At 63.4% G+C, this 24,114-nt stretch carries 19 protein-coding genes; 16 read left to right on the forward strand and 3 right to left on the reverse strand.

Going from position 1 to position 24,114, the window contains the following annotated elements:
* Position 1: 1 nt before the first annotated feature.
* Positions 2–673, reverse strand: a complete 672-nt coding sequence (locus tag ACTAQJ_RS22600; RefSeq protein ID WP_431116081.1) for a trimeric intracellular cation channel family protein — start codon at positions 671–673, stop codon at positions 2–4.
* Between ACTAQJ_RS22600 and ACTAQJ_RS22605 the strand changes: the two genes are divergently transcribed.
* The 11 genes from ACTAQJ_RS22605 to ACTAQJ_RS22655 all read left to right on the forward strand — a co-directional run bounded on the left by ACTAQJ_RS22605 (position 674) and on the right by ACTAQJ_RS22655 (position 12,437).
* Positions 674–1,441 (forward strand): sirohydrochlorin chelatase, encoded by a 768-nt coding sequence (locus tag ACTAQJ_RS22605; RefSeq protein ID WP_498699583.1) that lies wholly within the window; start codon positions 674–676, stop codon positions 1,439–1,441.
* A 152-nt stretch (positions 1,442–1,593) separates the two neighbouring features.
* Positions 1,594–3,336 (forward strand): nitrite/sulfite reductase, encoded by a 1,743-nt coding sequence (locus tag ACTAQJ_RS22610; protein ID WP_498699585.1) that lies wholly within the window; start codon positions 1,594–1,596, stop codon positions 3,334–3,336.
* Positions 3,333–4,076, forward strand: a complete 744-nt coding sequence (locus ACTAQJ_RS22615; RefSeq protein WP_442004536.1) for a phosphoadenylyl-sulfate reductase — start codon at positions 3,333–3,335, stop codon at positions 4,074–4,076. Before ACTAQJ_RS22610 ends, ACTAQJ_RS22615 begins: the two co-directional genes overlap by 4 nt.
* A complete protein-coding gene (gene cysD, locus ACTAQJ_RS22620; RefSeq protein ID WP_498699587.1) occupies positions 4,073–5,080 on the forward strand; it encodes a sulfate adenylyltransferase subunit CysD in 1,008 nt (335 codons plus the stop codon). The genes ACTAQJ_RS22615 and cysD overlap by 4 nt, the downstream gene beginning before the upstream one ends.
* Entirely contained in the window at positions 5,081–6,484 is a 1,404-nt protein-coding gene (locus ACTAQJ_RS22625; protein ID WP_498699589.1) for a sulfate adenylyltransferase subunit 1, read from the forward strand. It begins immediately after the preceding gene.
* A gap of 112 nt (positions 6,485–6,596) precedes the next feature.
* A complete protein-coding gene (gene mmuM / locus ACTAQJ_RS22630; protein ID WP_498699591.1) occupies positions 6,597–7,550 on the forward strand; it encodes a homocysteine S-methyltransferase in 954 nt (317 codons plus the stop codon).
* A 227-nt stretch (positions 7,551–7,777) separates the two neighbouring features.
* Positions 7,778–8,929 carry an ABC transporter substrate-binding protein gene (locus ACTAQJ_RS22635; protein ID WP_498699593.1) on the forward strand — a complete coding sequence of 384 codons (1,152 nt, stop codon included), beginning with the start codon at positions 7,778–7,780 and terminating at the stop codon, positions 8,927–8,929.
* Positions 8,930–9,029: 100 nt separating this feature from the next.
* On the forward strand, positions 9,030–9,761 hold the full coding sequence (locus tag ACTAQJ_RS22640) for an ABC transporter ATP-binding protein (RefSeq protein WP_224165081.1): 732 nt from the start codon (positions 9,030–9,032) through the stop codon (positions 9,759–9,761).
* The gene (locus ACTAQJ_RS22645) at positions 9,751–10,695 is read left to right on the forward strand and encodes an ABC transporter permease (RefSeq protein ID WP_224088454.1); all 945 of its coding nucleotides are present in this window, start codon (positions 9,751–9,753) and stop codon (positions 10,693–10,695) included. The genes ACTAQJ_RS22640 and ACTAQJ_RS22645 overlap by 11 nt, the downstream gene beginning before the upstream one ends.
* A gap of 108 nt (positions 10,696–10,803) precedes the next feature.
* The gene (locus ACTAQJ_RS22650; protein WP_498699596.1) at positions 10,804–11,361 is read left to right on the forward strand and encodes a dihydrofolate reductase family protein; all 558 of its coding nucleotides are present in this window, start codon (positions 10,804–10,806) and stop codon (positions 11,359–11,361) included.
* A 35-nt stretch (positions 11,362–11,396) separates the two neighbouring features.
* Positions 11,397–12,437: an LLM class flavin-dependent oxidoreductase gene (locus ACTAQJ_RS22655; RefSeq protein WP_498699598.1), complete on the forward strand. Its 1,041-nt coding sequence runs from the start codon at positions 11,397–11,399 to the stop codon at positions 12,435–12,437.
* 28 nt (positions 12,438–12,465) lie between these two features.
* Here ACTAQJ_RS22655 and ACTAQJ_RS22660 read toward each other — a convergent pair whose 3' ends face one another.
* Positions 12,466–15,297 (reverse strand): aminotransferase class I/II-fold pyridoxal phosphate-dependent enzyme, encoded by a 2,832-nt coding sequence (locus tag ACTAQJ_RS22660; protein WP_498699600.1) that lies wholly within the window; start codon positions 15,295–15,297, stop codon positions 12,466–12,468.
* 17 nt (positions 15,298–15,314) lie between these two features.
* Positions 15,315–16,766 (reverse strand): amino acid permease, encoded by a 1,452-nt coding sequence (locus ACTAQJ_RS22665; RefSeq protein WP_498702243.1) that lies wholly within the window; start codon positions 16,764–16,766, stop codon positions 15,315–15,317.
* A 388-nt stretch (positions 16,767–17,154) separates the two neighbouring features.
* On the opposite strand from ACTAQJ_RS22665, the gene ACTAQJ_RS22670 reads away from it, so the two are divergent.
* The 5 genes from ACTAQJ_RS22670 (at position 17,155) to ACTAQJ_RS22690 (ending at position 24,086) form a co-directional block, all read left to right on the forward strand.
* Positions 17,155–18,771 (forward strand): PucR family transcriptional regulator, encoded by a 1,617-nt coding sequence (locus tag ACTAQJ_RS22670; RefSeq protein ID WP_498699602.1) that lies wholly within the window; start codon positions 17,155–17,157, stop codon positions 18,769–18,771.
* A 4-nt stretch (positions 18,772–18,775) separates the two neighbouring features.
* Complete coding sequence (locus tag ACTAQJ_RS22675) at positions 18,776–19,687, forward strand: glutaminase (protein WP_431116066.1); 912 nt, start codon at positions 18,776–18,778, stop codon at positions 19,685–19,687.
* A 159-nt stretch (positions 19,688–19,846) separates the two neighbouring features.
* Positions 19,847–21,124 (forward strand): uroporphyrinogen-III C-methyltransferase, encoded by a 1,278-nt coding sequence (gene cobA, locus ACTAQJ_RS22680; protein WP_498699604.1) that lies wholly within the window; start codon positions 19,847–19,849, stop codon positions 21,122–21,124.
* A gap of 35 nt (positions 21,125–21,159) precedes the next feature.
* Positions 21,160–22,626 carry an FAD-dependent oxidoreductase gene (locus tag ACTAQJ_RS22685; protein ID WP_477514682.1) on the forward strand — a complete coding sequence of 489 codons (1,467 nt, stop codon included), beginning with the start codon at positions 21,160–21,162 and terminating at the stop codon, positions 22,624–22,626.
* An 80-nt stretch (positions 22,627–22,706) separates the two neighbouring features.
* Complete coding sequence (locus ACTAQJ_RS22690) at positions 22,707–24,086, forward strand: MBL fold metallo-hydrolase (protein WP_498699606.1); 1,380 nt, start codon at positions 22,707–22,709, stop codon at positions 24,084–24,086.
* Positions 24,087–24,114: the final 28 nt, after the last annotated feature.

Consider the following 24,114-nt stretch of genomic DNA (forward strand, 5'->3'; position numbering starts at 1 on the left):
GCTAATCGCGGGCACCCGAAATTGCGCCCCCGCCGGTGCCTGCACGCTGCCATCCGCGCACGGCCAGGGGAACGTACCAGCTGCGCCTCCAGGCTGTGACGCGGAAGGCAAAAACAATGCCGGCCACTAAGCATGCGGTGAGCCCGCTGAACAGGCCAAGGTGCCAGAGGAGGGTGGTCAACCCAGCCCCCACAAAAGCGGGTAGCGCGTAGATGTCGCGGGCATCAAAAAGGGTAGGAATCTCGTTGGCGGTGATGTCGCGCAACAGACCGCCGCCCACTGCCGTGGTGACACCCAGAAGGATCGCAGCCACGGGATTCATGCCGGACGTGAGTGCCTTCAACGTCCCGGTGATGCAGAACAGAGCCAGTCCGCCGGCGTCGAACAGTGTTAACAGGGATGTGAAGCGCTGCACGGAAGAGAACAGGAAGTACACCAGCAGCGCGGCGAACAAGGGCGGGATCAAATACACCGGATTTGTGAAAGCAACAGGGGGGCCGGCGTTAATAACGACATCGCGAATTGCACCGCCGCCCAGCGACACAATGGATGCAAGGAGCACCGAACCCACGATGTCGAATTGTTTGCGGGCCGCCAGCAGTGAACCCGAGACCGCGAAGAAAAACACGCCGACCAGGTCAAGCCACAGAAGGACAATGTCGATGGAAATCAAGTGGACGGGTTCTTTCTGCCTGCGACTCTCAGTAGGTGCTGGCTCAACGTTACGCTAGCTCCCATGAACAGCCCCGTTTTGATCGCCTGTGCCCACGGAACCCGCAACGCCGAAGGCCAGGCCGCCATCCGCCGTGTCATCGCCGAAATTGAAGCCCAGCGTCCCGGCCTGCAGGTCCTTGAGGCGTACGTGGACGTGCAGGAGCCTGAGCTCTCCGGCGTGGTGGAGGGCCTGCCCGAGGGGACTGCCGCCGTCGTCGTACCGCTTTTGCTGAGTACCGGCTTCCACATCAAGGTGGACGTGCCCAAGGCGATCAAGAGCCGGCCGGAAGTAGTGGCCGCGAGGCCGCTGGGTCCGGATCCGCGCTTGGCGGAGCTGCTTGTCACTCATTTGCGCGCCGCCGGGCTGAAGGAGAACGACGGCGTGCTGCTGGCTGCCGCGGGATCGTCCCTTCCGGACGGCTCGGTGGACTCTGAGGAGCAAGCGCGACTCCTCGCGGAACTGCTGCCGAACAAGGTGCGGGTGGCTTACGGTGCCAGCGCGAAACCAACAGTGCCCGACGGCGTCGCCTCCTTGCGTTCAGAACTCGCCGACGACGGGGCAAACGGCAGGGTTTTCATCGCCTCGTACCTGCTCGCAACGGGTTATTTCCACGACCAGCTGGCCAAGGCTGGGGCGGACATTGTTACGGCTCCCTTGCTGCCGTCGCCGGTTCTCGCGGAGATAGCACTGGAGCGTTACGACGCCGTGCTGGCAAGGACGTCCTAACCTTTATTTGCGCGGTCAGAGCCCAAAAAGGACCTGCATATACAGACCCTTGGGACAAGGCCGCTGGCGTGTTCGTGACGAAATGTTTCCCTAGGTGACTTAGCGTTTCCGGACCTTTGCTGACCAAAACTGGCCACACCTAAAGTCGACGTATGACAGATACAGCTGTAGCCGGTGCGCCCGCGGACTCCGCAGTCCCCTCGCGCCCAGCACGCACCCGCCCTGCCGCCAAGCCCCACGGCCAGTGGAAGGTTGATGGCACTGAACCGCTCAACGCCAACGAAACCTGGAAGCAGGAAGACAACGGCCTGAACGTCCGTGAGCGGATTGAGTCTGTCTACTCCAAAGAGGGCTTCGACTCGATCGACGGCACCGATCTCCACGGCCGCTTCCGCTGGTGGGGTCTTTACACCCAGCGCAAGCCCGGGATCGATGGCGGCAAGACCGCAACACTTGAGCCGCACGAGCTCGAAGACAAGTACTTCATGCTTCGCGTCCGCATCGACGGCGGTGCGCTGACCACCGAGCAGCTGCGCGTTATCGGCCAGATCTCCGTGGACTTCGCCCGCGGATCGGCCGACCTCACAGACCGCCAGAACATCCAGTTGCACTGGATCCGCGTGGAGGACGTGCCGGAAATCTGGCGCCGGCTCGAGTCCATCGGCCTGTCCACCACTGAGGCCTGCGGCGACGTACCCCGTGTCATCCTGGGTTCGCCGGTTGCCGGCATCGCCAAGGACGAGATCATCGATCCCACGCCGCTCATCCACGAGCTCGCCGAGCGTTTCATCGGCGACCCCGAGCTGGCCAACCTGCCGCGCAAGTACAAGACCGCGATCACCGGCCACCCGTCCCAGGACGTGGTCCACGAGATCAACGACTTCGCCCTGGTGGGTGTTGTCCACCCCGAACTCGGTGCCGGTTACGACCTCTGGGTTGGCGGCGGATTGTCCACCAATCCGCGCCTGGCAGAACGCCTTGGCGTGTTCGTCTCGGCCGACGTCGCCGCTGAAGTGTGGCTCGGCGTCACCAGCATCTTCCGCGACTACGGTTACCGCCGCATGCGTACCAAGGCCCGCCTGAAGTTCCTGATGAACGACTGGGGCCCCGCCAAGTTCCGCCAGATCCTGGAAGACGAATACCTCGGCTTCAAGCTCCCGGACGGCCCCGCCGCTCCCAAGCCCACGGCTCCCGGAGACCACATCGGTGTTCACGAGCAGAAGGACGGCAAGTTCTTCATCGGCGTGACCCCCACCGTGGGACGCACTTCCGGCGAGGCACTGGTCACCTTGGCGGACACCCTGGAGAAGCACGGCAGTTACCGACTCCGCACTACTCCTCACCAGAAGCTCGTCATCTTGGACGTCGCCAAGGAGCAGGTAGAGCCGCTCATCGCTGAATTGGACACGCTGGGCCTTTCCGCCCGTCCGTCCGTGTTCCGCCGCGGCACCATCGCCTGCACGGGCATCGAGTTCTGCAAGCTGGCCATCGTGGAAACCAAGGTCACGGCAGCTACGGCAATCGCTGAGCTGGAACGCCGCCTGGCCGACCTCGTGGAGAGCAAGCAGCTCCCGCAGGCACTGTCCCTGCACATCAACGGCTGCCCCAACTCCTGCGCCCGCATTCAAACTGCGGACATCGGGCTCAAGGGCATGATGCTGCCAACGCCCGACGGCGACCCCACCCCGGGTTTCCAGGTCCACCTCGGTGGCGGGTTGGCTAACAACGAGCGTGAGGAAGCCGGTTTGGGACGTACTGTCCGCGGCCTCAAGGTCACGGTCGAAAACCTGCCCGACTACGTGGAGCGTGTGGTCCGCAAATTCGTCGCCGTTGGCGCCGAAGGCCAGACCTTCGCAGAGTGGGCGCTCTCCGCAGACGAAGGAGACCTCCAGTGACAGATCCCCAGACGCTCCCGAACACCGCAGCACGGCCCGCTTTGCGGTCACACGAAGAACTCAAAGCACTGGCCGAAGCCGGAGCTGCAGAGCTTGGCTGGAACGCGCCTGCCCGCGATGTCATCGCCTGGGTGGCCCGGAACTTCGAGCTGCCCGCAGTAACCGTGGCTTGCTCCATGGCCGACGCCGTTCTTCCGGCCTTGGTCGCGGACCAGCTTCCCGGCGTCGACGTTTTGTTCCTCGAAACCGGCTACCACTTCAAGGAAACGTACGAGACCCGCGATGAAGTAGCGGCGAACCTGCGCGTCAACGTGGTGGACGTCCTCCCCGAGAACACCGTGGAACAGCAGGACCGATTGCTGGGCAAGGACCTGTTCGCCCGCGACCCCGCCCAGTGCTGCGCGCTGCGCAAGGTCGAGCCCCTCCGCCGCTCGCTTGCGGGCTACGAGGTGTGGTTCACGGGTGTCCGACGCGACGAAGGACCCACCCGCACCAACACGCCAGTGATCACTTGGGACGAGGGCTTCGGCCTGGTCAAGGTGAACCCGATGGTCGACTGGACGTTCGATCAGCTGGTGGAGTACTCCGAGGACAACATCCTTCCCGTCAACCCCCTCCTGAGCCAGGGCTACCCGTCCATCGGCTGCCAGCCCTGCACCCGCAAGGTGGCCCCGGGCGAAGACCCCCGCGCCGGCCGTTGGGCAGGATCCGACAAGACAGAATGCGGACTACACACATGAGCACCCAGACAACCAGCGAGGACCTCGAGTTGAACCAGTTGCAGAGCGAAGCTGAAGGGGCCGCCGCGGCGTGGCGGGCATCGCGAAGCGGGCACGGCGGCCCTTCAGCTGAGCGACTCTCGTCACTGGACACCCTCGAGTCCGAAGCGATTCATATCATCCGCGAGGTCGTCGCCGAGTTCGAGAAGCCTGCGCTGCTGTTCTCCGGCGGCAAGGATTCCGTGGTCATGCTGCACCTGGCCACCAAGGCTTTCTGGCCGGGCAAGGTTCCTTTCCCGGTCCTGCACGTGGACACAGGCCACAACTTCCCGGAGGTCATCGACTTCCGCGACCGCACCGTTGAGCGCCTTGGCCTGAAGCTCGTTGTTGGCTCCGTGCAGGAGTTCATCGACCGCGGTGAACTGGCCGAGCGTGCCGATGGCACCCGCAACCCGCTGCAGACCGTTCCGCTGCTTGACGCCATCCAGCGCAACAAGTTCGACGCCGTGTTCGGCGGCGGCCGTCGCGACGAGGACAAGGCCCGCGCCAAGGAGCGCATCCTGAGCCTCCGCGACGAGTTCGGTCAGTGGGACCCGCGTAACCAGCGCCCGGAGCTGTGGAACCTGTACAACGGCCGCCACACCGTGGGCCAGCACGTTCGTGCGTTCCCCATCAGCAACTGGACCGAGCTGGACATCTGGCGCTACATCGAGCGCGAGAACATCGAGCTCCCCGGCCTGTACTACGCCCACGAGCGTGAGGTCTTCGCCCGCGACGGCATGTGGCGTGCGGTAGGCGAGGTTTCCGAGCCGTTGCCGCACGAGGAAGTCATCACCAAGCTGGTTCGCTACCGCACCGTGGGCGACATGTCCTGCACTGGTGCCGTCGAGTCCGATGCCCGCACCGTGGCCGACGTCGTAGTTGAAGTCGCTGCCTCCACCCTGACCGAACGTGGCGCCACCCGAGCAGATGACCGCATCTCCGAGGCAGCCATGGAAGACCGCAAGAAGGACGGCTACTTCTAAATGAGCATCGAAACACTGGCTGCCGGCCTGGAAACAGCCCTGCCCACAACCCTGTTCCGCTTCGCTACTGCCGGCTCGGTGGACGACGGCAAGTCCACTTTGGTGGGCCGCCTCCTTCACGATTCGAAGGCCATCCTTGCTGACACGCTCGACGCCGTTGCCCGCACCTCAGCGGACCGTGGCTTCGGCGGCGAAAAGGGCGGGATCGACCTCGCCCTCCTGACCGATGGCCTGCGTGCCGAGCGCGAGCAGGGCATCACCATCGATGTTGCATACCGCTATTTCGCCACGGATCGCCGCAGCTTCATCCTGGCGGATTGCCCCGGCCACGTTCAGTACACCAAGAACACGGTGACCGGCGCGTCCACTGCGGATGCCGTCGTGGTACTCATTGACGCCCGCAAGGGTGTTCTTGAGCAGACCCGCCGGCACCTGTCCGTGCTGCAGTTGCTGCGCGTTGCCCACGTCATCGTGGCTGTGAACAAGATCGACCTTGTTGACTTCAGCGAGCAGGTGTTCCGCGACATCGAGACCGACGTTCAGAAGGTTGCCCGCGAGCTGGGACTTGGTTCCGATGGCGTCGCTGACCTGCTGGTGGTCCCGGTTTCGGCGCTTGACGGCGACAACGTGGTGGACCGCTCCGAGCGCACTCCTTGGTACACCGGTCCTGCGCTGCTTGAGGTCCTTGAAACCCTCCCGGCAGCCGATGAGCTCGAGGCTGAACTGGAGAGCTTCCGCTTCCCGGTGCAGCTGGTGATCCGGCCGCAGGGTGCGTTGGCGCCTGATGCTGTGGCTGGCGGGCTGGATGTCGAGGCCTACCGTGACTACCGTGCGTACGCCGGCCAGATCACCGAGGGTTCCGTCAAGGTTGGCGACGAAGTCACTGTTCTCAGCCCTGGCCACGAGCCGCGTATCACCCGGATTACTGGCGTCGACTTCGCTGGCAAGGAACTTCAGGAAGCGGCTGCTCCGCAGTCCGTTGCCGTTCGTTTGGCTGACGAGATCGATATTGCCCGTGGCGACACCATCGCTGCCGCAGGCACGGTCCGCGAAAGCACGGCTGACCTGTATGCGTCGCTGGCTTGGCTTTCACCCAAGCCCCTGCGTGAAGGCCAGAAGGTTCTGGTGAAGCACGGTACGCGCACTGTCCAGGCTTTGGTCCGCAACGTTACCGGCAAGCTGGACCTGGCCACGTTCAACGTGGAGCCTGCTTCAAGCCTGGAGCTCAACGACATCGGACACGCCCAGCTTCGCCTGGCTGCTCCGTTGCCCTTGGAGAACTACCTGCACCACCGCCGTACGGGCGCCTTCCTGGTGATCGATCCCATGGACGGCAACACGCTTGCCGCCGGCCTGGTCAAGGACCACCCGGGCGACCACGAGGACGAGCGTTACGTCATCTAAGGTCGAAGAGTCAGATAGACCGCAGCTTGTTCGAATTTCCCGGCCTTGTACGGCGGGGATTTCGAACAAGCTGCGGTTTTTTCATTGAGCGATTAAGCAGGAAGATCACTACATGCCACAGAACACCGCACTCAGCACCTTGTTGGACTCCGGCGAGGACCTCGTCCTGGATGGCGCCCTTGCCACGGAATTGGAGGCCCATGGCTGTGATCTTGAGGACGCCTTGTGGTCCGCCAAGGTTCTGCTGGAGCAGCCGCACCTGATCAAGCAGGTTCACCGCGACTATTTCGACGCCGGTGCCTCCGTGGCCATCACGGCCAGCTACCAGGCCACTCCCCAGGGGTTCGCGCGTCGCGGCCTGGGGGAGCGCGAGGCCTTGGAGCTCGTGGCGTTGAGCGTGCAGCTTGCCGACGAAGCGCGGCGCGAGCACGCCGAGGCAAACCCTTCCAGCGGCCCGCTCCTGGTGGCAGGATCAGTGGGCCCTTACGGTGCCTACCTTGCTGACGGCTCCGAATACCGGGGCGATTACACGCTGACCCGCACGGAATTCATGGATTTCCACCGTCCACGCATTGCCGCACTTGTGGAGGCCGGTGCCGATTTCCTGGCGTGCGAGACGCTTCCCTCGTTCGCCGAAGCGGAGGCTCTGTTGGCGCTCGTGGCAGAGTTCGACGTCGAATCCTGGTTCACGTTCACCCTGCGGGACGCGGAACACATCAGCGATGGAACGCCGCTGGCTGAAGTGGCTGCGCTGCTCCGGACGGAACCGCGCGTGGCCGCCGTCGGGGTCAACTGTGTGCCGCTGGAGCTGGTGACGTCGGCGCTTGGGACGCTTAACGAAGTATCGGACAAACCGTTGGTCGCATACCCGAACTCCGGGGAGACCTACGATGCCGTTACGAAGACGTGGGGCCCTTCCGCGGGTGGTCACGGCACAACTACCCTCGCCGGGAACGCCGCTGAGTGGCGCGAGCGGGGAGCCCGGCTGATCGGTGGCTGCTGCCGCACGACGCCGCGCGACATTGCCGAGCTGGCAGCAAACATGACGCAAGGTGACCCTTCATGAACGTACGTGCCGCACAACGCGATGCAACTTTGAAGGCCTGGCGCCGAATATGACGTCACGTGACCCTGCGTGAACCTTGGTTTCCATGGGATTGAAGCCGAAATATGACAGTCCCTACTGTGAAGGCATGACCTTTCCGGAATGGTCCTTCCTTGCCCCGAACGGGCGATGTTACGGGGCCTGATCTTCGCCCCCTTCGCATCCCACATCTCCTTAGGACCTCCCCAATGGCAAACACCCCCGAGTCACAGAAGCCGGATTCCGGCACCACCCGCATCGTCGCCGGTGAGACCGCGCCCAAGCCCAAGCGCCGCCGCACCCTTGAGATCAGCCTGGCCATCGGCCTGGCCCTGCTCATCGGTGCTGGCGCAGCGGTGGCCTCCGCCGTCTCCCAGAACAACCAGGCCGCGCCGGCTCCCATCACGTCGCCGGCTGCTGAGCTCAAGCTCGGCTACTTCAGCAACGTGACGCACGGCCCGGCCCTGGTTGGCATCAGCAAGGGCATCATCGCCAAGGACCTCGGCGATACCAAGCTCAGCACCCAGATCTTCAACGCCGGCCCTGCCGCGATCGAGGCATTGAACGCCGGCGCCATCGACGCCACGTACATCGGCCCCAACCCGGCCATCAACTCCTTCGTCAAGAGCAACGGCGAGTCCGTCAGCATCATCGCCGGCGCCGCAGCAGGCGGAGCCCAGCTGGTGGTCAAGCCCGAAATCAACTCCGCGGCAGACCTCAAGGGCAAGGTCCTCGCCTCGCCGCAGCTTGGCGGAACGCAGGACGTAGCCCTTCGCGCATGGTTGGGCCACCAGGGTTACAAGACCAACCCGGACGGCAGCGGCGACGTCAACATCAACCCGACCGAAAACGCCCAGACGCTGAAGCTCTTCCAGGACGGAAAGCTCGACGGCGCGTGGTTGCCTGAGCCGTGGGCCTCCCGTTTGGTCCTCGAAGCAGGCGCGAAGGTACTCGTGGACGAGAAGGACCTGTGGGACAAGGGCGAATTCACCACCACCATCCTGATCGTGAACAAGAAGTTCGCCGCTGAGCACCCGGAGACTGTGAAGGCACTGCTCAAGGGCCACGTTGAATCCGTGAACTGGTTGAACTCCGCTTCGCCTGAAGAGAAGGCCAGCACCATTAACGCCGTCCTCAAGGACACGGCTGGCAAGCCGCTTCCCGCCAACGTGATCGACCGCGCACTGAAGAACATCACCTTCACCACTGATCCGCTCGCCGGAACGTACAAGAAGCTCCTCCAGGACGGCGTGGACGCCGGCACCACCAAGGCTGCCGATATCAACGGCATCTTCGACCTCCGGGCTTTGAACGAAGTAGAGGGCAAGAAGACATCCGCTGCAGGTCTCGGCCAGGACTAAGCACTAATCGGCTGGTCCGCTTCCCCTCTGGAATACGGGTGGGGGAGCGGGCCAGCCTTCAGCCATATCAGCTCTACCAATCAACACGAAGGACGGGACCATGCCAGTCGTACTCGAGAACCTGGGCAAGCGCTTCGGCGACGGCGCCCCGGTGCTGGACGACGTCAATGCCACGATCGCGCAGGGCGAGTTCGTCGCCCTCCTCGGTGCGTCCGGCTGCGGCAAGTCCACGCTACTGAACATCATGGCGGGACTTGAGCATCCGACGTCGGGCGCCCTTGAGGTGCCCAGCGACGGCGCGGCCTTCATGTTCCAGGACTCGGCACTGTTCCCGTGGTTGACAGCGCGCGGCAACATCGAGCTCGCACTTCAGCTGGCTGACAAGTCCAGCACCAAAGCCAGCCGCCGCGAACGGGCAACCGAATTGCTGGAACTGGTGCACCTCGGCGGCGCCGGCGACAAGCGTCCGCACGAACTGTCCGGTGGCATGCGGCAACGCGTTGCCCTTGCCCGTTCTTTGGCGCAGGACCGGCAGCTGTTGTTGATGGACGAGCCTTTCGCGGCCCTTGATGCGATTACCCGCGATCTCCTGCATGACGAGCTCGAGCGGATCTGGAAGGAAACCGGCCGCACCATCGTGTTCGTGACGCACAACGTTCGTGAGGCTGTCCGCTTGGGCCAGCGCGTGCTGCTTTTGTCCTCGCGTCCCGGACGTGTCGTGGCCGAATGGGATGTGACCGAAGAACACCGAACTGATGCTGGTCGTGCTGGGGAGCTGACCGGAGTCATTACCCGCCGGCTACGCGAGGAGATCCGCCGCCATGCCAAGTAACCCCACCACTACCCAAGAGCGGACCCTGCCCGTGAGCGAATCCAGCGAGCACATTACGTCGCCGTCCTTGAAGGGCAACCCCTCCGAACTGCGCGATCTCGAAGCGGGCTTGGACAACCTCCAGTCCGATACCGGACGCAAAGCCGGTATCGAATGGAAGCGCGTACTGCTGCCGATCGCTGCCTTGGTAGTTCTCGTCCTCGCCTGGCAGTTCTACGTTTCACTCGGCCTTAAGCGCCGTGACCAGGTGCCCGGGCCCCTTGATGTGCTCAACCAGCTGGTGACGCTCTGGGGCGAAGGCAGGGTTCAGGAATCGGTATGGACCTCGTTGCAGCGCGGGTTGATCGGCTTCCTGATTTCGGTAGTAGTTGCTACGCCCGTGGGCTTGTTGCTGGCACAGGTTGCTCCTCTCCGCCGTGCGTTTGGCCCGCTGATTTCCGGGCTTCAGGTCCTTCCGTCCGTGGCCTGGGTACCGGCCGCGATCATCTGGTTCGGCCTGACCGATGCCACCGTCTACTTCGTTGTCCTCATGGGTGCCATTCCGTCGATCATCAATGGCCTCATCTCCGGTGTGGACCAGATCCCGCCGCAATACCGCAGCGTGGGGACTGTGCTCGGCGCGAACCGGCTCCAAATGGCCTTGCAGATCGTGCTTCCCGCAGCACTTCCCGGGTACATCGGCGGATTGAAGCAGGGTTGGGCTTTCTCCTGGCGTTCTTTGATGGCCGCGGAAATCATCGCTGTGGGTGGCACCATTGGCTTCGGCTTGGGCTCATTGCTTGACCAAGGACGTGCGCTGTCCGACATGGCGGTGGTCATGTCCGCGATCCTGTTGATCCTGGCTGTGGGCATCCTGATCGAGCTCCTCGTATTCGGCCCGATCGAGAAGCGCCTGCTGCAGCGTCGCGGTCTGCTGGCGGGTAGCAGCCGCTAAGCGCCCCCCCTTTTTAAAGCAACGCGGGGTCACATATGGCCCATGTTTACGCCAAGCATGGGCCGTATGTGACCCCGCGTTGCTTTTGGCTGCCCCTAGAATCACCGCATGGGCCTTCTAACGTTCAGCATCAACGTCACACTGGATGGTTGCGTCGACCACCGGGAGGGCATCGCTGACGACGAGACGCATGCCCACTTCACCCGGCTCCTGGAGGAGAGCGGCGCGATGCTCTGGGGCCGCACCACGTACGAAATGATGGAGGACTACTGGCCGCTGGTGGCCCGTGGCGACGTCGATGCGCCGCCCGCCCTGCGCGATTGGGCCCTCAAACTGGAGACCAAGCCCAAATACGTGGTCTCGGCCACCCGTAGCGACTTCCCGTGGACCAACAGCCATCACCTCGTCGGCGAGTTGCGCACTGCGGTGCAAGATCTCAAGGAGGGGACTCCTCACGGCGTTCTTGTCGGCAGCGGCAAACTTGCCACCGAGCTGGACCGACTGGACCTCATCGACGAGTACAAGTTCCTGGTCCACCCCATGATCACCGGCCACGGTCCCACTCTGTACCAGGGCGGACTGCCCAGCACCAGGCGCCTCGAACTGATCTCGGCCGAGCCGCTCAGCAACGGCGCGGTCGCCATGCACTACCGACGCGCCGACTGAGGAATTCCCCGGCGCCCACGGCTGTTGTCCCGGGCATGCACAACAAACGGATCGGCTTCCTTTCCTTCGGCCACTGGGCGCGCGTCCCTGGTTCGCTCGTTCCGTCGGCCGGTGAAGCACTCAAGCAGGGCATCGAACTGGCGGTGGCCGCAGAGGAATTGGGGATCGACGGCGCTTTCTTCCGTGTGCACCACTTCGCCCGGCAGCAAGCCTCCCCGTTCCCGCTGCTCGCCGCCATTGCCGCACGGACCAGCACCATCGAGATGGGCACCGGCGTGATCGACATGCGCTACGAGAACCCGCTGTACATGGCGGAGGAGGCTGCTGCCACGGACCTGATCAGCGACGGCCGGCTTCAGCTTGGCGTAAGCCGTGGTTCACCCGAGCCTGCCCTGAACGGAGCCGCCAACTTTGGCTATGTTCCCAACGAGGGCGAGGACACGGGCGATATGGCGCGGCGCCACACGGCACTTTTCCGCAAGGCCATTGCCGGGCACGGGGTTGCCCAAGCTGATCCCCACTACGCAGGCGGAGCCACCGGTCTTCTGCCTGTCCAGCCGCTCTCCCCGGGACTTCCACAACGGATCTGGTGGGGTGCCGGCACCCGCAAGACGGCGGTCTGGGCCGCCGAGCAGGGCATGAACCTCATGAGTTCCACACTCCTGACCGAGGATACCGGAGTCCCGTTCGACCAACTGCAAGCCGAGCAGATCCACATGTTCCGCGAAGCCTGGGCAGCTGCCGGGCACGAGTTCGAGCCCCGCGTTTCAGTCAGCCGCAGCATCCTGCCGATCGTCGATGAGGTGGACAACCGCTACTTCGGCCTTCGCGCCCAAGCGGACCGGCAGGACCAGGTAGGAATTCTCGACGGCGCGTTGTCCCGTTTCGGGAAGAGCTACATCGGGGAGCCGGATGACCTGGCAGAAGAACTCGCAGCCGATGCAGCCGTCCAAGCTGCCGATACTGTCCTGCTGACGGTGCCCAACCAACTCGGGGTGGAGTACAACGCGAAGCTCCTGGGGAACGTCGCGAAGTACATCGCACCTGCTTTTGGTTGGGCCCGCCAAAGCGCCTAACGCACTCTGCGCAGGTATCCGGCCAGTCCTACGACGCGGCGGGCAGCCGCCCGATGCCCGCCGCTGCAACAGCCGTGTCCGTAACACCAGCTTCCGACGAGCCGGACCCCGAAACCACAGACCCCGAAACACCAGACCCGTCCACGAAAACCCGGTAACCACGTTCGTGATCGAAACCGTGGATCTCGCGGGTGTCCAAAGCAGCCATGAACTCCAACGTCTGCCGGGTAATGACCTGGCCCGGGACGAGGATGGGGAAGCCGGGCGGGTACGGTGTGACGAAGCCGGCGGAAATGACTTCCTGCCCGGCACGGACCGCAAGGGCCAGTTCGTCGGCGGACAAGTAGGCCGTGGATTCAGGCTTGTAGCTTTCGAAGTAGGCTGCGCGGATATCGCCGTCTTCACAGGCGTCGTCCACACGGAACCGCGCCGCGAACGTGCTGAAGTCCGGGAGTGGCGGCGTACCAACCACCGCTGAGCCTCCGGGCACCGAAGACACGGCCGAAGACGCGGGCGAAAGCACAGGCACCGTGCGGGGTCGCGATGATGGATGGGGGTTTTCGAATCCCTCGGCGAGTTTGACCAGGACCTCGATCAAGTACGCCACGGAACTCCGCGAAGTGCCGATGTTGGTCATGAACAGCACGGTGTTCCGGGACGTCTTGTTCACCTGGATTCCGTGATCGTCCATGAGGTAGCTGTGGCGGAACGTGTCGCCGTCGATTCCTGTCCTGCTGATGTCCAGCGTGAGGCGGCTGGGATCAATGACGAACTCATCGCGCTGCCAGGCGTCCTCAAGTTCCGCCAATCCCTCGCGCAGTGGCATGGCGGCGCTGGTTTCCCGGTATTGGGGCTCAATAAGGTCCCGCGAAGTCAGCACCCGGAAGTATTTCTTCAGCAGGGGATGCCGTGCGACTGCTTGTGCGACGGAGACGGCGAGGTCGGATTGCCTCTGGACCAAACCAAAACCTTCCAACTCCACCTGCCGCCGGCCAATGTCCAGGGAAGCCAGGATTTGGTAGTTGGGCGAGGTGGAGGTGTGGGTCATGTACGCCTCGCGGAAGGACTCCTGGTTGGACGCCATGAAGTCTTGGTCGTACACGTGAATCATGGAACCTTGGCGCAAGGACGTCAGGGTCTTATGCGTGGACTGGGTGGCGTAAACCCTGATGCGTGCCTTGGCAGGGTTGGGAATCAGCCGCCTGTTCAGCCACGCCTCGTCATCAAGTGGTTCACCGGTGGCAGGGTCATGCAGGGCCGCTGCTTGCTCGGCGTACCGGGCAGCGTACGCAGGGCTGCTGAAAGAGGCTTCCAGGGCAGCTGCTGAAGCCATAGCCGTTCGACGCCGGTAGATGGGGTGGGAGCGAGCGAAGGCGAACCATGCCTCGTCCCAGAGGAACACCAGGTCAGGTTTGATGGCGAGGCATTCCTCCATGACACGCTCGACGTCGTAAACGATTCCGTCAAAAGTGCAGTTGGTGAGCGTGACCATTTTGACTTCGTGCAGCCGTCCGGCCCGCCGGTACTCAAGCAGCCTGCGCTTCAAACTGGCCAAGGGCACAGCGCCATAGAACGCGTACTTGTCCAAGGGGTAGGCATCCAGATATGAAACGCGGGCTCCGGCGAGCACGAAGGCGTAGTGGTGGGACTTGTGGCAGTTCCGGTCAACCAGCACGACGTCCCCGGGGGCCAGCAGGGATTGATGAACGATCTTGTTGGCCGTGGACGTGCCATTGGTCACGAAGTATGTTCTCTGCGCTCCGAAGGCCCGGGCAGCGAGGTCCTGCGCCTGCTTGATGGATCCGTGCGGGTCCAGCAGGGAATCGAGGCCGCCGGACGTTGCCGAGGTTTCTGCCAACAGCAGGTTTGTCCCGTAAAAATCAGCCATGTCCCGGATCCAGGGGGAGTTCCCTACGGACCCGCCACGCGAAATGGGCAGCGCGTGGAAGACGCTTGCAGGCCGCCGGCTGTAATCCAGCAGGGCTGTGAAGAACGGAGCCTCATAGCGTTCTGCAACCCCGGACAACAGGGACAAGTGCAGATCCAGGTGATCCTGCCTGCGGAAAATCCTTCGGAACTTCCTGGTCAATGATCCGGCCAGGGACTCGATGGAGACGCCTGCAACCAGGTAGACATCCAGCTCAGGCCTGAGACCGGATATTTCCTCGGCCAGGCCCAGGATCCGTTTGACGGGCCGCAAGGCCTGCAGGCCTTCGGGAGTGTGCCCTGCCAGGAACCGGCGGAGGTCGCTGCCCAGCTGCTGGGAGCTGCGAACGGAGAAACCCGGACGCAGGATCACCGCCTGGATATCGGGGTTAAGCAGGACGGCGACCAGCGCGTCTTCGTAGCTGGGAACAACATTGATTTCGTACGTGAAAGCATCGGATGGGCGGCGCTGGGCTGCCATGTTGTTCTTGAGCGACTCCGCTTCCTGGGCCGTGATGTTGTCCACCACCAGAACCTCAAAGCGAGGACGGTCGGCCTGCTCGGCTTGTGCGGCCTCGTCCTCCGGCGACTCCGGGAGAACCCCGGAAACTGAACCTTGCTCCGCTCCGGAAGCCAGGGGAAGGTGCGACAAACCGCCCAGAAGTTCCAGCGCGGCGTGGGGGTCGCCGTCGTCGACCAATTGGCGCAACTGCGCCACGGCCGCAACGCCCGGTTCCGCCCAGTAGGGCTCCACGGCATCAAGGAGAGCAAAAGTCCGGCTGATCTGGGAGTGCAAACCTGAGTCGGACGATCCGGCGTGACGGTCCAAGGCAAGCTGCTTGATGGCATATCCCAGGAACTCCCAAGCATCGGCGCGCGACCTCCAGGCGCGGCTGGGCGTGCCAATTTTTGGAAGGGGGGAGAGGGTGCTCATGTGACGTGTTTTCTCTTTCAAACTGAGGGCGGGTTCAAAGCGGACTGCTCATTACGGATGCGGCCACGGTGGGCATACCAGCCACCCACCAGCAGCGGTGCCAGTACCAGCAGGGAAGCGAGCACCCATCGGCCTGTTTCCGAGAAGCCCATGGTGATCAGGACAAAGGCCAGGAATCCTAGGGTGAGATAGGAAGTAAAGGGAGCGCCGAAGAGCCGGAATGCGGGCCTGACGACTTTGCCGCTCCGCACCCACGCCTGCAACTTGATGTGGCAGAGCATGATGGTGGCCCAACCGCCGATGATGCCCAGCGCAGAGACCTCGAGCACGATTTCGAAGACCTGCGACGGAACGATCGCATTCAGGCCCACGCCCATCAACGTGATGACGGCAGTCAGCAGGATGCCGCCGTAAGGGACACCGGAAGCGCTGATGCGGGCGGTGAAGCGGGGAGCTGAGCCCTTGATTGCCATGGAACGCAGGATCCGGCCGGTGGAGTACAGGCCAGCATTGAGGCTCGAGAGGGCGGCGGTCAGAACCACGAAGTTCATCACGGAGGCCGAGATCGCGCCGGCCTGGGGATCGCCGAGGTGCGAGAAGAAGGTCACGAACGGCGATTCGCCGGACTTGTAGGACGTGAAGGGCAGCAGAAGGGAGAGCAACAGGACCGAGCCGACGTAGAAAATGCCGATACGGAGCACCACCGTGTTGACGGCTTTGGGCATGACCTTGTGCGGGTTGGCGGTTTCGCCAGCGGCGGTGCCCACCAGCTCAACAGCTGCGTACGCGAAGACGACGCCGCTGATCGCCAGGAGCGGGGCCACCGCGCCCGTGGGGAAGAGGCCGCCGTTATCGGCAATGACGTTCAGGCCGGGAACGCCCACGTCCGTCCGCCCACCAAGGACAATGAAGCAGATTCCGACGACGAGGAAGGCCACCAGCGCACCCACCTTGATGAGGGCGAACCAGAACTCCATTTCGCCGAAGATCTTCACCGACACAAGGTTCAAGGCCAGCACTACCACCAAGGCGATGAGGGCGATGAGCCACTGCGGGACGTCATTGATCGGCTGCCAGAACTGGCCCCAGAACTTCACGTAAAGCGCCACTGCGGTGACATCCACGATTGAGGTCATGGCCCAGTTCAGGAAGTACAACCAGCCAGCCGTGTACGCCATTTTCTCGCCATAAAACTCACGGGCGTAAGAAACGAACGAGCCCGAAGCCGGACGGTAGAGAACAAGCTCGCCCAATGCGCGCAGGATGAGGAAGGCAAAAAATCCGCACACCGCATACACCAGGACCAAGGCCGGGCCTGAACCATTGAGGCGGCCGCCGGCTCCCATGAAAAGCCCCGTGCCGATCGCGCCGCCTATGGCGATCATTTGGATCTGTCGGGGCTTGAGGGTCTTCCGGTAGCCCGATTCTTCCGTTGAAAAATCCTGGCCTGGCTCCTGGCCAACAAGCAGGTTGCCGGCCTCGTCGGATCGGTCGGGGGCAGCAGAATGCTCTGAAACTGACGTGGGTATCACTTGGGGGTCTCCTTTGACTCCGGCGCCGCCGTCGGCAGCTCAACAGTCCCAAACGGCACAGATGTGTTCTCTGACACGGCGCAACACACAGTGTTTGTGGCGTTGGGGACAGTAAATAACTCTAGATCTCAGGCGAATCGCGCAAATTGGCTGGCGAACCAAATTCAGGGCCCGGCTCTTGTGCTGGCTGGACAACACTGGTGTCCTGAAGGCCCGGTAATGTTTCTGGCTGTGCGCGATTGCGCAGGAGCATGGGCAGGACTTCTTCAATGGCGAAGGACGTCCGGTTGACCCGAATTGAATACGAGAGGAAGCGATAGCTTCGTTGAAGGCCCTGGACATTGACGACGACGGCGTCGTCACCTTGCTGAGCGATGTACTTGAAGACCTGGGCGTGGACAACGCACGCTTGTTGCTTGCCCCGGACGCGGACAACCTGACAGTTCGTGAAACGGTCATTGTGGATGCAGAAGACGAGGATGCAACTCGCCCTGGGTCCTTGGTGATGCTCATCGGCGCCCGTGGACGTGTGGCGCTGCCGGCAATCCGGCGGATCATCAGTGACAGGCCCACGGCCGTGGCAGTCAAGGGCAACGAACGTGAACTCGAAGCCGTGGCGGAACTGCTGCAATCCACCGGTATCGGATTGGTGGCCGTAGCCCCCGGCCTTCGCTGGGACAAGTTCGAAAGCGTCGCCATGGACCGTATCCGGGAACGCGGCGTTTCCGGGGAGAACTCCACCACGGTGCACAGGGACTTGTTCGCCATCGCCCAAACAACGGCAACTCTGACAAACGGCCACGTAGTCATCGAGGATCCGGGAAACAGGGTCCTCGCCTACTCGCCGGCATCCAACGATGTTGACGAGCTTCGGCGCCTGTCCATCCTTGCGCGGCGCGGACCCGAGCGGTATCAGAAACTCCTCAAGGAATCGGGCGTCTACAAGCACCTTCAGGCCACCGAGGAACCCGTCCATGTGGAGGCCAACCCTGAGGCCGGCCTTCGCGAACGCGTGGCCATTGGCATTCATGCGGGAAGCCGGGTGATGGGCTACATCTGGCTTCAGGAAGGTGCCGAACCGTTGGCGCCGAACACTGACAGGCTGATGATTGGCGCTGCCCGGCACGCGGCGATTGAACTTGTCCGCCACCGGAACCAGCAATCCCAATCCATGCGCGAAGACCGGGTGTCCAGCCTGCTCAGCGGTACGGCCCAGGTTCACTCACAGGCCCAGTCGGCAGGCATCGATCCTTCCAAACCTGCTGCCTTGGTGCTGATTTCAGCAGGCGGGCTGGATCAGAGCGCTCCGGGTCAACAGCTCCGAAGGGGTGAGCTCTCGAACCTCGCCTCCATCCATGCGGCGGCCTACCGCCCTGGAGCAGTGGTGGGAGCCCTGGGCACGGAAACAGCGATCATCCTGCCGGACCTGGACCCGGTAAAGTCCCTGCCCGCCATCAACCGCTTGGTCAACACGATCGTGCGTGACGCCACCACGCACCTGCATTTCCAGGTCCAGGCCGCCGTGGGCCCGATTGTTCCGCGGCTGGATGCGCTCTACGCCACCCTTGATCATGTCCGCAGCGTTCTCAAGGTGCTGCAGAGCACCCCGTCGATCCGTGTTGCCTCCTACAGGGATGTGGAAACCACGGTCCTCACCAACGAACTACTGGATCTGCTGGAAACCCGGAAGGGGCTACGCCACCAAGGCATAGCGAAGCTCTGCGACCGCTACCCGGAGTTCGCTTTGACGCTGCTCACGTACCTCGAGTTCTTTGGGGATGTGAACCGCTGCGCCGAGGAACTCGCCATCCACCGCAACACCGTCCACTACCGGCTCCGGCGCGCGTGCGAAGAGGCTGGCCTGGACCTGCAGTCCGCGGACGAACGATTGCTTGCCCATCTCCAGATACGACTATGGACCTACGCAGAGGCCAGGAGCTAGAACCTTGGACATCCAGAATCTCCTCGACGACATCGTCGGGGCAGTACAGCCGCACGTCGGCCAGGGCAACGTGGCCGATTACATTCCGCAGCTCGGAGCCGTGGACCCACACCAGTTCGGCATCTCCGTCGCAACCAGGGACGGTGACGTCTACTCTTCAGGGGACGCGCATGTGCCGTTCTCCATCCAAAGCATTTCCAAAGTGTTCGCGCTCGCCTTGGTGTTGGCCTTCGACGGCGACGGCATCTGGAAGCGCGTCTTCCGCGAACCTTCGGGCAACCCCTTCAACTCGTTGATCCAGTTGGAGAGTGAAGAAGGGATTCCCCGGAACCCCTTCATCAACGCCGGCGCGATCGTCGTCAGTGACCGGCTCCTCAGCGTTACAGGAAGCGCAGCCCTGGCTGTCCGCGACTTGATGCGCCGCGAAACCGGCAACTCCACTGTGGCCGCGGACCACTACGTAGCGGCGTCAGAACTCCGCAACAGCCACCGCAACGCCTCACTGGCCCACTTCCTTGCCAGCTGCGGCAACCTGGAGAACCCCGTGGAAGCCGTCCTCGAGTCCTATGTGGAGCAGTGCGCCCTGGCCATGACCTGCGAAGACCTGGCGCTCGCAACCCGGTTCCTCGCCGCCAACGGTGTTGGAGCGGACGGCACCCGGTTGCTGTCCCCAGCACAGACCAAGCGAATCAATGCCGTCATGCTCACGTGCGGGACCTACGACGCCGCCGGGGAATTCGCATATCGCGTGGGCCTTCCGGGGAAGAGCGGAGTTGGGGGCGGAATCGTCGCAGTGGTCCCCAACAAATGCGCTATCAGTGTCTGGAGCCCGGGCCTTGGGCGGTCCGGGAACTCGGTGGCAGGGGTTGCTGCCTTGGACGAATTCACGACGCGCACGGGCTGGTCTGTTTTTTAGAGGGCCGGGTTTCTAGCGGCAGCGGCTTTTAGCGGAACGGCTTCCGGACGTTTGCCGGCGGAAACAAGGGATGACGCGTATGTGACGCTGGATTACCCAGCGTTACCGGGTGTTTCCGAGCCTTTGAAGCATGTTACGGGCCCGCCCTACAGTTTTTTTATGGCAATACAGGACATTTACCCCACAGCACTGCGGCTGCTCGGCCGCCCGGTGCTGGTTGTGGGCGGCGGGCCCGTCGCGGAGCGCCGTGCCAAGGGACTGCTCGACGCCGGTGCGAAAGTCACCGTGGTCGCTCCCGTTGCCTCCGAAAACCTCCGCGGACTCGCCCACGCTGGACTCCTCACCTGGGAGCCGCGCGAGTACCGCACATCAGACCTCGACGGCGTCTGGTTCGTTCAGACCGCCACGGGCACTGCCGCCGTGGACACCCAGGTATCAGCCGACGCCGAAGCGCAGCGCATCTGGTGCGTCAACGCCTCGGACCACGAATCCTCAGCTGCCTGGACGCCCGCCGTGGCCGTGGTGGATGACGTCAAGATCGCCATCAATGCAGGGGGAGACCCACGCCGCGCCATGGCGCTCCGCGATGCTGTTGCCACTGCACTGGAAACCGGAGACTTGCCGCTCCGTCGTCACCGCAAGCCGGACGCTGCCGGCAAAGCGCCTGCTGGTTCTGTTGCGCTGGTCGGCGGTGGCCCTGGCGACTCGGGACTCATCACAGTCCGGGGTCGACGCTTGCTGGGCCAGGCCGACGTCGTGGTTGCAGACCGTCTTGGTCCGCGCGAGCTGCTCAAGGAACTTGCTCCCGATGTCCGCGTGATCGAGGTCGGCAAAACGCCCGGCCACCACCCGGTGCCGCAGGTTGAGATCAACCGGATCCTCGTTGACGAAGCCCTCAAGGGCAATCGCGTGGTCCGCCTCAAAGGTGGCGACCCCTATGTGCTGGGCCGCGGTGGCGAGGAAGCAGAGTTCTGCCGGCAGAACGGCGTCGAGGTTGAAGTGGTGTCCGGCGTGACGTCGGCCATTTCGGTTCCTGCCGCTGCCGGTATTCCCGTCACGCATCGCGGCTTGGCCAAGGGCTTCAGCGTCGTGACCGGCCACGAAGAGCTGTCAGAGGTGCCTGCCCGGGCGGATCACACTGTGGTCTTGCTCATGGGAGTGGCTCAATTGCGCGATTCCGCGGCTGCCCTGGCTGGCTCGGGTCTGCCTTTGGACACTCCAGTAGGTATCGTTGAGAACGGGTATTTGCCGGATCAGCGCGTCACGATCGGCACGTTGGGATCCATCGCGGACCAGGCTGAGGCCGTCGGCGTGGCCAATCCCGCGGTCATCGTGATCGGCGATGTCGTCCGTGTCAGCCCCTTCGCCCCACAGCATTTCAAGACCGCTGACTACAGCACGATCACCCCCAACCGTCCCCGCGTCCGCACCAACTGAGTCCGCACCAACTGAGAAGAAGAAGGAACACAGCCGTGTCAATTAGCACCCCCGTAGGTTCTGCGGACCGTCCGCTTCGCGTCGCCGTCATCGGCTCCGGCCCTGCCGGCGTGTACGCAGCAGACATCCTGACCAAGAGCGAGGCCGTCAAGAGCGGCGAGCTCAACGTCAGCATCGACCTCTTCGACCGCTACCCGGCACCGTATGGCCTGATCCGCTACGGCGTCGCTCCGGACCACCCCCGCATCAAGGGCATCGTCAACGCCCTGCACAAGGTCCTGGACCGCGGCGACATCCGCTTCTTCGGCAACGTTGACTACGGCACGGACATCTCCATCGAGGACCTCCGCAAGCACTACGACGCCGTCATCTTCGCCACCGGCGCCATCAAGGACGCGGACCTGAATATCCCGGGCATCGAGCTTGAAGGCTCCTTCGGCGGCGCCGACTTCGTCTCCTGGTACGACGGACACCCGGACGTTTCCCGCGAATGGCCGTTGGACGCCAAGGAAATCGCCGTCCTCGGCAATGGCAACGTGGCCCTTGACGTCGCCCGCGTTCTCTCCAAGCATGCTGACGACCTCCTCGTCACCGAAATCCCTGACAACGTCTACGCCGGCCTGAAGAATTCCCCGGTCACAGACGTTCACGTCTTCGGCCGCCGTGGCCCGGCGCAGGTGAAGTTCACCCCGCTGGAACTCCGCGAACTCTCGCACTCCAAGGACGTAGACATCATCCTCTACGCCGAGGACTTCGAATTCGACGAAGAGTCCGATCGCCAGGTCCAGACGAACAACCAGACCAAGACCATGGTTGGCACGCTCACCAACTGGATCGCCGAGCAGCCCGAGGACCTCTCCGAGCTCAAGGCCTCGCGTCGCCTCCACCTGCACTTCCTGCACAGCCCGGTTGAAATCGTTGACTCCCCGGAAACTCCGGGCAAGGTCGCCGGCATCAAGTTCGAGCGCACCGAACTGGATGGCACGGGCAACGCCCGCGGCACCGGCGAGTTCGTCGACTACCCGGTCCAGGCCGTGTACCGCGCGATCGGCTACTTCGGTTCGGCCCTGCCGGACGTCGAGTTCGACCACAAGAAGGGCGTTGTGACCAACGACGGCGGCCGCGTCCTGGACGCCGACGGCCAGCACGTGCCGGGCCTCTACGCTACGGGCTGGATCAAGCGTGGTCCGGTCGGCCTCATCGGCCACACCAAGGGCGATGCCCTTGAAACCGTGACGTACCTCCTGGAGGACCGCCAAAACCTGCCGTTCGCCGAGGTTCCCGCGGCAGACGCCGTCGTGGATCTCCTGGACTCCCGCGGCGTGCAGTTCACCAGCTGGGAAGGCTGGTTGGCTCTGGATGCCCACGAGCTCGCGCTCGGCGCAGCAGCCACCGAGGCCGGCGGCTCCCACGGTGTTGAGGTCACGCGTGAGCGCATCAAGGTTGTGCCGCGCGAGGACATGGTCAACATCTCCCGCGACGGTGTAGCCGCAGAAGTTTAATTTCAACGCGGGGTCACCTAAGCACCTTTCCGGGCTTCCGGATGGTGCTTAAGTGACCCCGCGTTGCTTTAACCTGAGGTATGGACGTCGTCGTCATCGAAACACCCCAGTTGGGGGACCGGAGCTACCTGGTGCATGACGGCAGTGTGGCCTTGGTGATCGACCCCCAGCGGGATACCGATCGGATAGAGGCGGCAGCAAGGGAATCCGGTGTCCGGATCACCCATGTGGCCGAAACCCACCTGCACAACGACTACGTCACCGGCGGATTGTTGCTCGCCGAGGCACACGGCGCTGCTTATCTGGTCAATGCTGATGACCACGTGGAGTTCGCCCGCATTCCCGTCTCTGACGGACAGGTGCTTCACGTCGGCCGGCTCACTGTGACGGTTGTTGCCACGCCTGGCCACACGCACACACACCTCTCGTACGTGGTCCGGGATGACGTGCACGACGACGGCCCTGAGGCTGTGTTTTCCGGCGGCAGCTTGCTCTACGGTTCAGTCGGGAGAACGGACCTCGTCTCGCCCCACGACACTGCCAAGTTGGCCCACGATCAGTATTCATCGGTCCGGCGACTGGTGGATCTGGCGCAACCCGAGGCATTTCTCTATCCAACACACGGCTTCGGTTCCTTTTGCTCCGTGGGGCCCTCCAGCAAGGTGAATGCCTCCACCATTGGCGAGCAAGCCGCAGCCAACCATGCCCTTACTGATCCCAACGAGGACCATTTTGTGGCCGAGTTGTTGGAAAACATCACAGCCTATCCGGCCTACTACGCGCACATGAGCCCCCTCAACGCCGCCGGCCCCGGTGCAGCGAACTTCCAGGTGCCTGATTCCGTGGACGCCGCAGAGCTGAGTCGGCGTTTGGGAGCGGGGGAGTGGGTGGTGGATCTGCGGCACAGGGTGGCTTTCGCAGACAGCCATTTCCAAGGCAGCGTGAGCTTCGAGTACGGGCGAGGTGATAACTTCACCAGCTACCTCGGCTGGGTGATCCCATGGAATCAACCCCTTACCTTGATGGGCCCGTTGGATGAGGTGGAGAAGGCGATCCGCGATCTGGCGAGGATTGGCATCGATAGTCCGGATGCCGCCGTCGGGCCTGAGTCGGGTGGTTCGGGTATCGGCGCCTTGGCGCCGGACACTCCCCAAGCGAGCTACGAGCACGGGGACTGGGCTGCACTCCTCAAAGACCGGGAGCCTGAGGACGTGGTGCTGGACGTTCGCCGCCCGGAGGAATACAAGGCCTCGCACGTCAAAGGAGCACTCAATGTTCCGGTCTACGAGTTGCTCGGCAGGATCACCGAGCTGCCGGACGCCAGGATCTGGGTGCACTGCGCCACGGGATACCGGGCGAGTGTCGCAGCGAGTCTCCTGGACCGGGCGGGACGGGACGTTGTCCTGATCAACGCGAAGTTCAGGGACGCGGCCGGGGTGGGAATCGAGACTGAGCCTTAAACCGGGACCGTGCCTAAGACGGCGCCGA

Source organism: Arthrobacter sp. alpha11c (assembly GCF_054149985.1).